Annotated in this window: 10 protein-coding genes; 2 read left to right on the plus strand and 8 right to left on the minus strand. The window is 72.3% G+C overall.

The genetic code is table 11. The features are described from left to right. Positions 1–7 precede the first annotated feature (7 nt). From WME90_RS39925 to WME90_RS39945, 5 genes are all read right to left on the minus strand, one after another. Positions 8–2,281 carry an ATP-dependent helicase gene (locus WME90_RS39925; protein WP_437277325.1) on the minus strand — a complete coding sequence of 758 codons (2,274 nt, stop codon included), beginning with the start codon at positions 2,279–2,281 and terminating at the stop codon, positions 8–10. Beyond that, a complete protein-coding gene (locus WME90_RS39930; RefSeq protein WP_437277326.1) occupies positions 2,214–3,203 on the minus strand; it encodes a hypothetical protein in 990 nt (329 codons plus the stop codon). Before WME90_RS39930 ends, WME90_RS39925 begins: the two co-directional genes overlap by 68 nt. 52 nt (positions 3,204–3,255) lie before the next feature. Next, positions 3,256–4,707: a serine/threonine-protein kinase gene (locus WME90_RS39935; protein ID WP_437277327.1), complete on the minus strand. Its 1,452-nt coding sequence runs from the start codon at positions 4,705–4,707 to the stop codon at positions 3,256–3,258. Then, positions 4,704–5,696: a serine/threonine-protein kinase gene (locus WME90_RS39940; protein WP_437277328.1), complete on the minus strand. Its 993-nt coding sequence runs from the start codon at positions 5,694–5,696 to the stop codon at positions 4,704–4,706. The genes WME90_RS39935 and WME90_RS39940 overlap by 4 nt, the downstream gene beginning before the upstream one ends. A gap of 188 nt (positions 5,697–5,884) precedes the next feature. Continuing rightward, positions 5,885–7,354, minus strand: coding sequence for an extensin family protein (locus WME90_RS39945; protein WP_437277329.1), 1,470 nt, complete (start codon positions 7,352–7,354; stop codon positions 5,885–5,887). Positions 7,355–7,564: 210 nt separating this feature from the next. Between WME90_RS39945 and mrtC the strand changes: the two genes are divergently transcribed. Beyond that, entirely contained in the window at positions 7,565–8,389 is an 825-nt protein-coding gene (gene mrtC / locus WME90_RS39950; RefSeq protein WP_437277330.1) for a myxosortase MrtC, read from the plus strand. Between the two features lie 57 nt (positions 8,390–8,446). Here the strand turns inward: mrtC and WME90_RS39955 are convergent, their stop codons facing one another. Beyond that, on the minus strand, positions 8,447–9,589 hold the full coding sequence (locus tag WME90_RS39955; RefSeq protein ID WP_437277331.1) for an AI-2E family transporter: 1,143 nt from the start codon (positions 9,587–9,589) through the stop codon (positions 8,447–8,449). A gap of 196 nt (positions 9,590–9,785) precedes the next feature. Here WME90_RS39955 and WME90_RS39960 point away from each other — a divergent pair, with 196 nt between their 5' ends. Further along, positions 9,786–10,580, plus strand: coding sequence for a TM2 domain-containing protein (locus tag WME90_RS39960; protein WP_437277332.1), 795 nt, complete (start codon positions 9,786–9,788; stop codon positions 10,578–10,580). A 108-nt stretch (positions 10,581–10,688) separates the two neighbouring features. On the opposite strand, the gene WME90_RS39965 is transcribed toward WME90_RS39960, so the two are convergent. Together WME90_RS39965 and WME90_RS39970 are read right to left on the minus strand one after the other, a co-directional pair. Beyond that, a complete protein-coding gene (locus WME90_RS39965) occupies positions 10,689–12,836 on the minus strand; it encodes a beta-galactosidase (protein ID WP_437277333.1) in 2,148 nt (715 codons plus the stop codon). A 121-nt stretch (positions 12,837–12,957) separates the two neighbouring features. Continuing rightward, positions 12,958–14,478: an NADH-quinone oxidoreductase subunit N gene (locus WME90_RS39970; protein WP_437277334.1), complete on the minus strand. Its 1,521-nt coding sequence runs from the start codon at positions 14,476–14,478 to the stop codon at positions 12,958–12,960. Between the last annotated feature and the right edge of the window lie 2 nt (positions 14,479–14,480).

Consider the following 14,480-nt stretch of genomic DNA (forward strand, 5'->3'; position numbering starts at 1 on the left):
GCCCCGCTCAGGTGCGGCGGCGCGGGATGAGGGGGGGGTCCCCTGCAAACGGGTTCATCGAGAGCGCGGCCAGCACGCCGGCCGCGCCCGCCTTCACCTTCTCCATCGCGGGAGCGACCGGCGCGAGCTCCTCGCGCTCGTCCAGGAGCTCGGGGGGAATCTCGAGCATGAACCTGCTCGGCGTCCTCGGCACCATCTTGCCGCGCGAGCCGCGGTGCTTCGCCCGCGTGAGGTAGAGCCGATCGCGGGCCCGCGTCACCGCGACGTAGAAGAGCCGCCGCTCCTCCTCGATGCTGTGACCGCCCGTGTCGCCGCCCTCCGCGCCGCTCGGCGCGGCGTCCGTGGCGCGCTCGTCGAGGCTGCGCTGGTGGGGCATCAGCCCCTCCTCCAGGCCGATCACGAACACGTACGGGAACTCGAGCCCCTTCGCGCCGTGCATCGTCGTGAGCGTGACGCGATCGGTGGCCTCCTCCTCCTCGGAGTCCTGCCGCAGGGCGAGCAGCCGCAGGAACTCGGCGAAGCTCGCGCGGTCCCCCTTCCCCTTCTCGTCGCGGCGCGCGAAGACGTTGAGCAGCCCCTCGATGTTGCCCCAGCGGCGCGCCGCGGCGTTGGCCGTCGACGAGCCGGCCATGATGTCTTCCTTGAAGCCGGCGTCGGCGAGGAGCGCGCGGGCGACCTCCGCGGAGGGCTCGCCGCGCTCGAACCGCGCGCGCGTGGCCTCGATGATCCGGAGCAGCTGGCGGCAGCCCTCGATCGCGGCGGAGGTCAGCTCGTGGATGGCGTGCGGCCGCGACACCGCCGTCCAGAGCGTCGCGTCGTGCGCCGTCGCGTAGGCGCTGAGCTTGGCCACAGCGACGTCGCCGATGCCCCGCGCCGGGTAGTTCAGGATGCGCCGCAGACACATCTCGTCGCCCGGGTTGAGCGCGACGCGGAGGTAGGCGATGAGGTCCTTGACCTCCTTGCGCTCGAAGAACTGCTGACCGCCGATCATCCGGATCGGGATCTGCCGCTCCTTGAGGGCCGACTCGATCGCGGCCGCCTGGAGGTTCGAGCGGTACAGCACGGCGATGTCCTTCGGCCGCGCGGCCTCCCGCTCGAGGATGCGCTGCGCCTCCGTGGCCACGAAGCTCGCCTCGACGTCGGGGTCCACGCAGATGATGGACCGCACCTTCTCGCCCTCCACGCGGGTGGCGATGAGCGACTTCTTGTGCCGCCGGGCGCCCGACTTGGCGAGCACCGCGTTCGCGACGTCGAGGATCGGCTTGCGCGATCGGTAGTTGTGCTCGAGCTTGACGACCTTCGCGCCCGAGAAGTGCTCCTCGAAATCGAGGATGTTGCGCACGTCGGCGCCGCGCCAGGCGTAGATCGACTGGTCGTCGTCGCCGACGACGACCACGTTGCGGTGCTCGCCGCAGAGCAGGCGCAGGAGCTCCAGCTGGGCGCGGTTCGTGTCCTGGTACTCGTCGACGATCACGAAGCGGTAGCGCATCCGCCAGCGCTCGAGGACGTCGGCGCGCGCCTGCCAGAGGCGGACCACCTCGCAGATGAGATCGTCGAAGTCGAACGCCTGGAACGAGCGCAGCGCCGCCATGTAGCGCGGGTACACGAGCATCGAGATCTCGTCGTAGTCGTCGATGCCCTTGCCCTGCCGCTGCGCCTCGGCCCACGTCTCGGGGTCGAGGAACGCGTTCTTGGCGTTCGAGATGCGCGAGAGGATCGCGCTGACGTCGTAGCTCTTGCCGGCGCGGAGCTCGCGGAGGATCTCGCGGATGACCCCCAGGGCGTCGGACTGGTCGAAGATGGCGAAGGAGCCGCCCCGCAGGCCGAGGGCGCGGGTCTCCGCGCCGAGCACGTCGAGCCCGAAGCGGTGGAAGGTGCAGACCTTGAGCTCGCGCGCGACCTTGGCGCCGACGAGCTTGCCGACGCGCTCGTGCATCTCGGCGGCGGCCTTGTTGGTGAAGGTCATCGCCAACATGGAGCGCGCCGGGATGCCGCGATCGAGCAGGCGGGCGATCCGCGTGGTCACCACGCGCGTCTTGCCGGAACCTGCGCCGGCGAGCACCAGCATTGGCCCGAGCTCGTGCTCGACGGCCGCACGTTGAGACGGGTTCAATAAGTCCGACACCGTGCCGTGGCCTAGCCCGGCGCGCGCCGGAGCGGGAGCTTGATTTTGTCGGAGCTCGGAGGAGGCGCGAGATGCCCGCTGGAAAGGCTCAGATGCCGGGCGGCGTGGCGAACTGCCCCGGGAACGGGTTCGCCTCCCGGCGGCGCTGGACCTCATCGAACGTCCAGGGCGTCGTTCCGCGCTCGTTGAAGAGGGCCACGCCGATCACGCCGACGTTCCTCGTGTCGCCGTGCTTCTGGTTCGCGTAGGAGCCGCGGACCGAGCCGAAGCGGAAGGCGGCGACCGTGTCAACGGACTGGCGGAAGCCGTCGATCTCGAGCTCGCCGTGGGGATCGATCAGGTAACCGCGCTTGCTGAACGCCGCGGCCTGGCCGTCCATGACGTCGAGGCCGTCGACGGAGACGACGCACTCGAGGCGGTTCGGCGTGAGGTTGCGCAGCACGATGCTGTAGCGCTGGCCGGCCTCGCCGATGACGTGGTTCTTCTCGCCGGCGACGAAGCCGCTCAGGAAGCCGCCGCCCTCGCTGCGAAGCCCGACCGCGACGGCGCCGCCGGCCAGCGTGAAGGCCTGCGGAGACGTGCGGCGGAAGCCGGACGCGCTCGCCATGGCGCGGGCGCCCTCGGCGTCGTTGTAGAACAGGCTCGCGACCACGAAGGGGCGATTGACGTCGGCCCGGACGAACGGCGCGGTCGAGATGCGCGACACGCGCGTCTCACCCCACTCGGTGCCGAGGCCCGGGCGATCGATGGGCTCCGGCGCGACCTGGCTGCTCGGCGCCTTGCGCGCCGCCCCCTCGGCGCGCTCGGCGCCGCCCGCGCTCGAGGGCGGCGCGAGCTCGGCCGCAGGCGCAGCGGGCGAGGCGTCGAGCGACGGCGGCGCGGCGGGCGCGCCCGGCTCGAACGCGGCGCCGTCCTGAAACCCCTGTGTGCCGGAGGGCCCGGGAGCGCCCGTGACCACGCGTCCCCCCTTCGCCGTGGAATCCGCCGGCCGAGCCGCGGTGCTGCCGCCGCAGCCGGCGGTGCTCGCGAGGAGCGATATCGCCAAACAAGCCAGCCCGATTCGTCGCGTCCGGTTCATGGTCCCTCCACCCCGCAATTGCGGTGTCGACCGGAGAACGGGCGCGGCGAGGCTACCTTACAGACGAGCGCGCCTGCGCCGCGGCGCGCGCGGACGGCGGCGCAGGCGCGAGGTGCTCGCTCGTCGCGATCCAGCGCTGCGCGAGCGCGAGCCCGAGCGCGGCCGACGCGACGGCCAGCGCACAGACGGCGAGCGCTGAGGCGCGCGACGCGGGACAGGCGACGGGCCGCGTCGGCCGCGTCGGCCGCGTCGGCCGCGTCGGCCGCGTAGAATGCACGCGCCGCACCCAGCGCGCCCTCGGGCGGCGCGAGAGGTGCGCAGCGCCGACCGAGGCGGCGAGCAGCGGTCGGCGCTGCGCGACGGTGGGCGCCTCGCCGCGCGCAGGCGCGCGGGCCGCGGAGGCGTCGGACGCGGTCGGGGTGAGCGCGATCGCGCTGACCGCCGGCGCGACGCTCAGCGGCGCTCCGCCGAGCGATCCGCCGTGCAACCGGCGCACAGCGGCTTCCATGTCGGCGGCCGTCTGGAAGCGATGCTCCGGCGCCTTCGCGATCGCGCGCAGGATCAGCTGCTCGAGCGCGGCCGGGACCGGCTGCGGGGCGAAGCGCGAGGGAGGAGGAGGCTCCGCCTCGCAGTGCGCAAAGCGGAGCGCGTCGCCCCGGCCGCGCAGCTCGTCGAACGGGCCTCGCCCGGCGACGAGCTCGTAGAGGACGAGACCCATCGCATAGATGTCCGCGCGCGGATCGATCGGCTGGGCGGCGCACTGCTCGGGCGACATCGTCCTGGGCGTGCCGATGATGGCGTCCGGGGCGGTCAGCGAGGCGCTGGCGTGAAGGAGCTTCGCGACGCCGAAGTCGAGGACCTTGAGCGTGCCGTCATCGCACAGGAACAGGTTCTCGAGCTTGAGATCGCGGTGGACGATGCCCGCCGCGTGCGCGAGCGACAGCGCGGACAGGGCCTGGAGGACCAGGTCGAGCGCAGTGGGGACCGCGACCACGCCGAGGCGCGCGAGCTCGGTCCGGAGGTCGCGCCCCTCGAGGAGCTCCATGGCGAAATAGGGGCGGCCGCCTTCGGTCGCGCCGAGGTCGAACACCTCGGGGAGACCCGGGTGACGCAGGCGGGCGATCGAGCGCGCCTCGGCGCACAGGCGCGCCGAGAGATCGCTCCGGCCGGCGTGGCTGCGGTGCAGCACCTTCACCGCGAACCGGCGTCCGAGCGCCCGGTGCTCGACCTCGTACACCTCGCCCATGCCGCCCTGACCGAGCAGGCGCAGCACGACATACGGTGTGCCGGGGAGCGCCTGGCCCTCGCCGAGCGTGCGGAGCGGCCGCGCGCCCTCGGACGGCTCGCCCTCGCCGAGCGTGCGGAGCGGCCGCGCGCCCTCGGACGGCTCGCCCTCGCCGAGCGCGCGGAGCGGCCGCGCGATCGGCCCCCTCGGCGCGAGCGACACGCCGCACGCGTAGAGCAGCGTGCGCGCCGCGGAGCACTCGGCTGACGCGCCCCTCATCGCGCCGCCCCGCCCGTGAGGTGGGCACGCGCGCTGCGCTCGCCGTCCGGCGGCGCGGCGCGCCCCGCTCCGCCGTGAGCCGGCGTCTCCCTGCCCCCGTCTTCGCCTTGCGCCTCCATGAGCGCGGCGGCCATGGCGTCCGCTGTCTGCCAGCGGAGCCCCGGATCCTTCTCGAGGGCGCGCGCGACGGCATGATCGAGCGCCGGAGGTACCCAGAGGAGCGAGCGAAGCCGCGGCGCGGGGGTGTTGAGGTGCGCCCGCATCACCGCCATCGAATCGACCACCGGAAACGGACCGCGTCCGGTGATCGCCTCGAAGAGCAGGAGACCCGCCGCGTACACGTCGGTGCGAGCGTCGACCCCCTCGCCCCGGATCTGCTCGGGCGACAGGTAGCGCGGCGTGCCGAGGACGTCGGTGCCCGTCGACGACTCCCGCCCCTCGCAGCTCACCTTCGCGATGCCGAAGTCGATGAGCACGGCGTGCTCGGCCTCGGGCGCGCCGGGCGCGCCCTCCAGATCGGCCGCGCGCTGCTCAGTGCCGCACGCCTGCGCGAGGAAGACGTTCGCCGGCTTGATGTCGCGGTGGACGATGCCGGCGCGGTGCGTCGCCGCGAGCCCGCCGAGCACCTGGATGGCGATGCGCACGGCGGCGGGCGTCGCGAGCGGTCCGCGCGCGTCGAGCCGCTCGCGGAGCGTCTCGCCGAAGAGGCGCGGCATGACGAGGAACGGCCGGCCGTCGCTCGTCACGCCGACCTCCTCGACCTTCACGATGTGCGGATGGCTCAGCGCCGAGAGCGTGCGCCCCTCCTGCACGAGGCGCGCCCCGATCTCGCTCGATCCCTCGTGCATGGCGCGGAGCAGCTTGAGCGCCCGCAGCTGGCCGCGGCGCCCGGTCACCTCGAAGACCTCGGAGCACGAGCCTGCCCCGATCCGACGGAGCAGACGGTAGGAAGTCCCCGGCAGCGGCTGTCCGTCTTTCTTTTGCACCATGTCCGTCGACCTCCCTTGCGGGGGCGCGCGGCGGAGCGCCGGCGCCTTCGTTCGGGAAGGGAATCGTCGCGCTCGTGGCAGAAGTTGCGCGAACTAGCCGCTCAGATCATCAAAAATGCGCAATCAACGGATGTGCAGTATGGCGCGCTGCAAGCTGTTCAGGGCTGTACAGGGGGCGTGCGTCTCGCTCAGTGATAGAGGAACCACCGGACGCCCGGCTTGATCTCCATATGATAATGGTCGACGTGCGCCGCATTGAAATTGGGCGTCAGCACATATGTAAAAATCCCGAGATCCGCCGCTTCGCACACGATGGACCGGAGCTCGCGCGCCTCGGGGAGCTCGGGCTGGGGCACCCCCTCACCGCAGGTCTTGTCTCCGATGCGACCGTGGAAGTGGCGCGCGACGCTGATCCAGGTGCCGTCGCGCTTCTTGAGCGCACCGACGTCGATGGCCAGGCCGGCGGGGTGCCGCGTGCCGGGCGGAGCCCAGGTGCCGCGCGGCTTCTGCCCCGCGTCGCTGCGCAGCGCGACGTCGCCGCGATGCTTGGCCGGAGACGCCGTGGCCCGGGACGCCCCCACGGATTTGCGCCGGGCGGCGCGGCGCGCTCCGACCTTGCCGGCGGCCTTGGCCGACCCGCTGCGCGCCGCGATCGTCCGCGTCCGTTGACCAGGAGCCCTCGAAGCGGCGCTTCCATCAGCCCCCGCTGCGGCCTTCTCCTTCGGCCCGGCCTCCGCTGCGGCCCTCGCCTTCGGCCCGGCCTCCGCTGCGGCCTTCTCCTTCGGCCCGGCTTCCGCTGCGGCCCTCGCCTTCGGCGCAGGCTCCGCCGCACCCTTCTCCTTCGGCCCGGCCTCCGCTGCGGCCTTCTCCTTCGGCCCGGACTCCGCTGCGGCCTTCTTCTTCGGCCCAGACTCCGCTGCGGCCCTCGCCTTCGGCTCGGTCCCAGCTGCGGCCTTCTCCTTCGGCCCGGCCTCCCCCGCACCCTTCTCCTTCAGACGTCGCGGGCGCTCCTCAGGTGCCTTCGACGTCCCGTCGAGCGCACCCTTTTTGCCGAGCTCCACCGGCGGCGCGGCATCGACCGGCGAGGCCTGCCCCGTCGATTCCTCGCGGGCAGCGCCGTCCGCGGCCTCTGCTCGTTGCACCGCGCCGTCAGCGGCCTTTGCCTGGGCTGCCGGGTGCCCGTGCTCTCCTTCGTCGTCCACGCCCTCGCGACCGCGCATCGGCACGTTGGGTCGATACATCGTGTAATGGACGACCTCGTCGATATCGTGCCGCGAGAGCACGGCCGCGAAATCGTCGAGGGCGAGCGCGAGGCGCGCGTCCAGGATCTCGAACATGCTCGTCACGCGCTGCTCAGGCGGGAGCACCGAATGAAAGTGCACGCCGTTCAGCCGACCCGTGAGCCGGATCGGAGCCCGCACCCCGGGCGCGTGATCGACCTTGAGGTACAAGATCTTCCGACGATCCAGCTCCGCCAGCGCCTCTTCGTTCGTCATGTTGGCGTAGCGGTACGCCGGGGACGCCTCGGCGACGCCCGCCTCCGGCATCGTGAGGAACGGCGACGCGGCCGACGCGGGCGCCGGACCGAGCGTCGCGACGGACGCGAGCAGCGCGCAGGCCAGCGGCTTCAGAAGACAGTGAAATCGGGAAAACGCCACAGCGGCCGCACTCTAACGTGACCTGGCTGGAAGGCTAGAAAATGGGCGGTGGCTGGACCCGTGTGCAGCCCCCGAATCGCGCCGCCGCTGCTGACCATCGCGGAGGGACATGGTCGCGGCTAGGCTGAGCGCGCGCGGCCGCGACGCCTGGTCGCCGCGATCCTCGCGCACGCCCCCGCCCCGCGCACGACCCTCCGCGACGAACACGCCTTGCAACCGCCCACCCCCATCGAACCGAGCCGCGACGCCCACCCACGTGCCGGCGATGAGACGCCCGGCGCGCCGGCGGACGCGGACGCCGCACGCGCGAGCGTCGGCGAGCGCGAGCGCCCGCGGCCGCCCGAGCCGACCGCCGCGCGCGCGCTCGCCGCCGCCGCCATCACGACCGCCGCCGTGACCGCGGTGTCCGCCGCGGCGCCGAAGAGCTACGCCGGTACGCTCGTCGGCCTCACGTTCTTCGCGGCGACGTTCTGGCTCGTGCTGAGGTACGACGAGTCGACGATCCGCGCCCACGGCCTGTCGCTCGGTGGACTCCTGGAGCCCGTGCCGCTGTCCCCGAGGCGCCTCGTCCGCGCCGCGCTCCACGCCGTCGCCTGGGCGACGCTGGTCGCCGCGATCGTCTTCCCGCTGTTCTGGCTGGGCTACCGGCGCTACTGGGGCGCGACCTCGCCGTTCGTGCTGCGCCCGCCGCCCTCGCTCGCCGACGAGATCGCCGCGCAGCTGCTCGTGGTCGCGCTGCCAGAGGAGGCGTTCTTCCGCGGCTACCTCCAGAGCGCCCTCGACCGCGTCTTCCCGCCGCGCCTCCGCGTCGCCGGCGCGACGCTCGGCCCGGCGTGGCTCCTCTCGTCGGCGATCTTCGCGCTCGGCCACGTGCTCACGATCCAGCACCCGGCCCGGCTCGCCGTCTTCTTCCCCGCGCTCCTCTTCGGGTGGCTGCGGGCGCGCACGGGCGGCATCGGAGCGCCGCTCGTGTTCCACGCGGCGTGCAACCTCTTGTCCCTCACCCTCGCCCGCGGCTACGGCCTGTCGCCGTGAGCGCCTCGCTCGCGGGAGCGACCCGCGCCCTTCATACAGCGCCGGCGCGCCGTCGCCTCACACCGGCGGTCGCGAGCCCGGCGGCGGACGCGAGGCCGGCGGCGGCGGTCGCGACGTCGGCGACCCGAGCGAGGCCGGCGGCCGCGACGAGTGCGGGCCGAGCGGGAGGCCCGAACCGGAAACGCTCCCGCGCGTGTTGACCGCCCAGAGGACGATCGCGGCGACGACCGGGCCGATGAAGATCCCTGCCGCGCCGAACAGCTCGAGCCCGCCGAAGATGGCGAGCAGCGCGATGAGCGGGTGCATCCCGCCGTGCGAGCTCTGGACCCACGGCCGGATCACGTTGTCCGAGAGCCCGACGACGACCGCCGCGGCGCACATGCCGATGCCCGCGCCGATGCGCCCGATGACGAACAGGTAGATGGCCGCCCCCAGCGTGACCGGCGTGGTCCCGATCATGGGGACGAGCGAGAGCAGCGTGGCCAGGAGGCCGAACAGGAACGCGCCCGGCACCTTGCAGGCGAAGAGCGCGACCGTCGTCAGCGTCCCCTGGACGGCCGCCGTCGCGAGCAGCCCGAGGACGGCGCCGTGCACCGTGTCCTGGATCGACGCGAAGAGGACGTCCGTCTCCTCGTTCCTGAACGGCGACTGCGTCAGCAACCAGCGCAGCAGCATGCCCCCGTCGCGGAGCAGGTAGTAGAGCGCCACGATGAACAGGAAGGCGTCGACGATCGTCTGCGGCACCGCGGCGACCATGCCCCCTGCGAAGCCCGCGATGGAGCTGCCCACCCGCTGGAACAGGTTGCCCACGTACGTGCGGACATCGTCCCCGGACAGGCCCGCCCTGTTGAGGAGCCCCGTGATCCTCCCGTCGTTCAGGAGGCCTTGGACCCGCTCGATCGTGTTCGACCAGTCCCGCGCGAAGAAGCGGCTTATCGAGGCGGACGCCTCGATGATGATCACCGCGAGCGGGATGCACACGAGGATGATCACGCTCGCCGTCGAGATCGCGGGCGCGAGCTGGCGGAAGCGGCCGAGTCGAGGCGAGAGGCGGCGCTGGAGCGGGGAGACGAGGAGCGCGACCAGCCCGCCGAGCAGGACGGGGACGAGCAGCCCCTTCACCATCCAGAAGAACAGCGCGATGAGCGCCCCCCGGAGGGCGAACGACAGCCATCGATCGGACTGGGTCTCTTGCTGCATCGCCGGTTGCGCTCGCTCCTCGCGCCGCGCTCAGCGGCCCGTGGCGCGCCCAAGGTAGGGTCGGCCTCCGGCATACACCAGTGATTTCCTCGTTGCGCGAGCGCAGCGCCGTGGTTCCGGGATACAGTCAGGCTCGGCTGACGACCGCGGAGGCGCACGACGGCCTCCACCACCGCATCAGCTGGAGGGAACAACGATGAGCACGAGCGGGGGCGGGGTTCCGCCCGGAGGCGGCGGCTGGGGAAATGGCGGCTGGGGGTCGAGCCCGCCCGGCGGCCAGGGCGTCGCGCCGGGCAGCGGCGGCGCGTCCTCGGCGGGCGGATATCCACCGCCGGGTGGCTCCTCGGCGGGCGGATACCCGCCGCCGGGTGGGGAATATCCACCGGGCGGCGGATACCCGCCGCCAGGCGCAGGATGGGGCGCGCCCCCTGGCGGCTACGGCGCGCCCCCCGGCGGCTACGGCGCGCCCCCCGGCGGTTACGGCGCGCCGCCTGGAGGCGGCTGGGGCCCGCCGCCGGCTCACGGCGGCGGACCGCCTCACGGCGCCCCGGTGCAGGCCTATTCCGACAAGGACCAGGCGACAGCCTTCTTGCTCGCCGCGTTTCTCGGGATCTTCGGCGTCGACCGCTTCTACCTGGGCCAGACAGGGCTCGGGCTCCTGAAGCTGGTCACGTGCGGTGGCCTCGGCTTCTGGAGCCTCATCGACATGATCCTGATCGGCACCGGCTCGATGCGAGATGCCCAGGGGCTCGTGCTCAGGCGCGACGCGCCCGTCGGTCACCCGACCAAGAGCCAGTCCACGCTCTTCTTGCTCTCGTATTTCCTCGGCTACTTTGGCGCAGATCGCTTTTATCTCGGACAGACCGGGCTCGGCATCGCAAAGCTGTTGACGTGCGGCGGGCTCGGCATCTGGTCGCTGATCGACATGCTCATGATCGGCATGGGCCGCTTCCGCGACGCGGACGGCAACTCGCTCCGGTTCGACCGCTGACCGAGAGGCACGCCGGCTCAGGAGAAGAGCGGGCGGACGCGCGGAGATACCGAGCCTCGCGGACCGCCGCCGCGCGGCGCGCGACGCCGCGGCGCCGCGGCGACGGGGCTACTCCAGCGCGAGCATCCGCACGGAGCGAGGCGTGAGCCGCACCTCGAGCGCCCCGCGCCGCGCCTCGAAGTGCGCGTCGTCGAGTACGTCGCGCGCGCGCAGCGCGCTCACGGTGACACGCGCCACCACGTCCGCGTCGCCAGGGTTCAGCAGGAAGAGCACCCGCGGCGTGCCCGCCGCGTCCTCGTGCAGCGTGGCGAACACGCTGTCGGGATCACACGCGAAGGTCGGCAGGCCGAGCGCGTCGATGGCGCGCGACACCGCAGAATCGGCCGCGGCGGGGTCGTCCTGGAGGAGCGCCGGCAGGTTCTGGCCGGGGGCGAGGAGCCGCTTCAGGTCGTAGGGCCGCGGCAGCGGGCGGAAGGCGCCGTCGAAGGTGGGCTCGCGGGGGCCGAGCGTGATCAGCGTCCCCTGCGCAGACGTCGCCTCGAGCCACGCGAAGAGCTCCGGGCTCAGGCCGCCCGAGGTGGCGCAGATGACCCAGCGCGCCCCGGCGAGCGAGATGTCGCGATCCTCGCCGCCGACGTGGGCGTAGGGGACGCCGCGCGCGTCGAGCGCCTCCTCGAACGCGCGCACGAAGGTGTCGGACTCCACCGCGAGCGGGTAACCGAGCCCGAGGTCGTCCTCGAGGCAGCGATCGCGCGCGCCGAAGTTCAGGATCGAGAAGAACGCCCCGGTGAGCGGGCCGAAGGCGTGCATCACGCGGGAGAGCCGGCGCTCCGTGCGCGGCGTGACGATGCGCACCGGCGCCGGGCGGCGGAGCTCGTGGAACCTCGTGGCCTCGAGGGCCGCGGCGAGCTTCCGCCAGAAGGCGGCGAAGGGGCGAGGACGGCCGCGCGGATCGATCGGCGCGCCGATCCAGCGGTCGCGCTCGACCGCCATGTAGATGTTGTACCCGCGCAGCCCGTAGGCGAGCGCGGCCATCATCACGAACACGCTGTCGCGCTCCTCGAGCGGCGGGAAGAACGGCGGGAAGCCGGCGCCCATCTCGCACGCGAAGGGCGGCAGCGAGAGCGCCTCGCAGCGCACGGCGAGCTCGCTCGTCCGGCGGGCGATGATCTGCCGGCTGCTCGGGCTCGCGACGCTGTAGTAGTCGAGGCCGACGAGGTCGACGACGCGCGAGACGCGAGCAGGGTTGAGCGGCGTCGCGTCCTGTCCCATCGGGAAGTTGTGCATCGTGGGCAAGCCGCCGATGCCCGCCTCGGAGAGCGCCCTCGCGAAGCGCCCCATGGCGACCTCGAGGAGGTGCTCGTGGAACTCGCTCCAGTCGAGGTGGCGCGCGAGATCGGCCGGCTCCTCGGCGTCGAACGCGACCGGCGGCGTGATGGTGGCGAACCGCAGGTCGCCCTCCTCGACCTGCGCGCGCTCCCGGGCCACCCGCAGGAGCGCCGCGCCGGCGTCCTCGGCCACCGCGCCCTCCGGCGCGGGCTCCGCCCTCTTCGCATAAGCGCGCTGGAGCGCCTCGATCGTCCGGTATTTCTCGCGCAAGAAGTCGCGATAAAGGGAGATCGCGTCCGGGTGGTAATCCTGGTCGTACGCCCCGTCGCGGAAGTAGAGCGCGCCCTCGTTGTCGATCTGCAAGAGCACGATGGGCCCGTCCGGATAGAGGTGCGGCTTGAGGACCGGGGCGAGCGCGTTGAAATAGCGGGCGACCTCATCGTGGAATGCGTTGCTCGCGTAGCTCGGGACCGGGAACCCGTACGGCAACATCGGGAGCACGACCGGGTTGTTCCGCGCCGAGCGGGCCTGACAGCTCGGGTCCCAGATGATGCGCTCGGGGATGCCGAAGCAGGTGAGCTCCGCGTTGATGTGCGGGCCCGGCCGGGCGATGACGTAAAAGCCGAGCTCGTGCGCGAGGCGCAGAAAGGCGCCGACATCGCGGCGCGGATCGATCCGGCCGAAATCGAACTGGCCCGGACCGGTCTCGTGGACGGCCCAGGGCACATAGATGTCGATCAGGTGAACGCCGAGCGAGCGCGTGGCCTCGAGGCAGGCGCGCCAGTGCGGCGGGTCGAGCCGCCAGTAGTGCACGCTGCCGGCGTACAGCGGGACCAGCTTGCCGCCGATGTCCAGGCCGCCCGGGGCCAGGCGTACCCCCCGCGCGAAACGTTCCTCTGGAGAGCTCGTGTCCTGCGTGGTGGCCAAGCGCGCGCACACTAGCAAGGATCGCAGGGGGATCGATACCGCCGCGTTCGGTCCTGCGCGCGCCGGACGGGGCGACGGCGGTTACCGTTCAGGTACCGTTCAGGTACCGTTCCGTTACCGCTCAGCGCAGGATCGCCACCGAGCTCGCCACGAAATCGTAAACGGGCCCCCAGTAGACCCCGAGCAGCAGGGTCGGAATCGCGAGCGCGCACGTCGTCGCGCCGAGCAGCGGCCGCACGGGGGTGGGCTCGGTGCGCTCGCTCTTCTCCAGGTACATCACGCGGAGGAGGCGCGCGTAATAGAACAGCGAGATCACGCTGTTCAGCACGCCGACGACCGCGATAAACCAGCTCCACGCGCCCCCGGCGGCGAGCAGCGCCGAGAAGAGGTAGAATTTGCCGACGAAGCCGGCCATCGGGGGCAGACCGGTGAGCGAGACCAGGAACACGGCCATCGCCGCGGCGACGAGCGGGGCGCGGCGCCCGAGCCCACGGAAGGCGGCGAACGTCTCGTCTCCGCCGCTCTCCTCGGCCACGGCCATCACCACCATGAACGCGCCGAGGTTCATGAAGCAGTAGGTGACGATGTAGAACGCGATCGCGGCGACGCCGGCGTCGCTGAACACGGAGAAGCCGAGCAGCATGTACCCCGCGTGCGCGATGCTCGAGTAGGCGAGCATCCGCTTCACGTTCTCCTGCTCGAGCGCCGACAGGTTGCCGACGGTCATGGTCGCCATCGCGAGGCACCCGGCGAGCACCGGCCACGGCGTCGCCACGGCGGGCAACACGCTGCCGACGCCGAGCGCGTCCGAGAAGAAGCGGATCAGCACCGCGAAGCCGGCCGCCTTCGGCCCGACCGAGAGGAACGCGGTCACCGGCGTCGGCGCGCCCTCGTACACGTCCGGCGTCCACATGTGGAAGGGGACGGCGCTGATCTTGTAACCGAAGCCCGCGAGCATGCAGGCCGTGCCGACGAACACGACCTCCGGCACCTTGCCCTGCTGCGCCGTGAGCGCGGCGATCCGCGCCGCGCACTCGTCGAGCCGCATCGACGCGGTGATGCCGAAGATCCAGCTCATCCCGTAGAGCATGATCCCCGACGCTACGCCGCCGAAGATGACGTACTTGAGCGCCGCCTCGCTCGATTTCGCGTCGTTGATCTTGAAGCCCGCCAGCACGAAGCTGATGATGCTGACGAGCTCGAGCGACAGGTAGATGAGCAGCAGGTGGCGGCTCGCCGCCATCAGGTTCATGCCCAGCGAGAGCACGAGGATCAGCGTGAAGAGCTCGCCCGAGTCGCGGCGGAGCTCGGGCTCGATCCCCGGCGCCCGAGGGGGCACCGAGAAGAGGACGATCGCCCCTGTGACGAGCGCGAAGATCACGCGGAAGAGGTTCGAGAAGCGATCGAACGCGAGCAGGCCGTAGAAGAGCCCGTGAGGGCCGGCGTCCGTCGCCAGGAAGTACGCGCCCAGCCCGCCTGACCAGGCGAGCGCAGCGAGGCTGATGATCACGAGGCCAGCGAGCTTGAGGCGCGCCGGCGACGCGAGATCCCACACGACGAGCAGCAGGGCGGCGGCGATGAGGCCGAGCTCCGGCGCGAAGTAGGCGAGGCTCGCGACGTTGTCGAGGGTGCGGGGTTCCACGG

Origin of the sequence: Sorangium sp. So ce375 (assembly GCF_051473855.1) — a bacterium.
Taxonomy (GTDB): Bacteria; Myxococcota_A; Polyangia; order Polyangiales; family Polyangiaceae; genus Sorangium.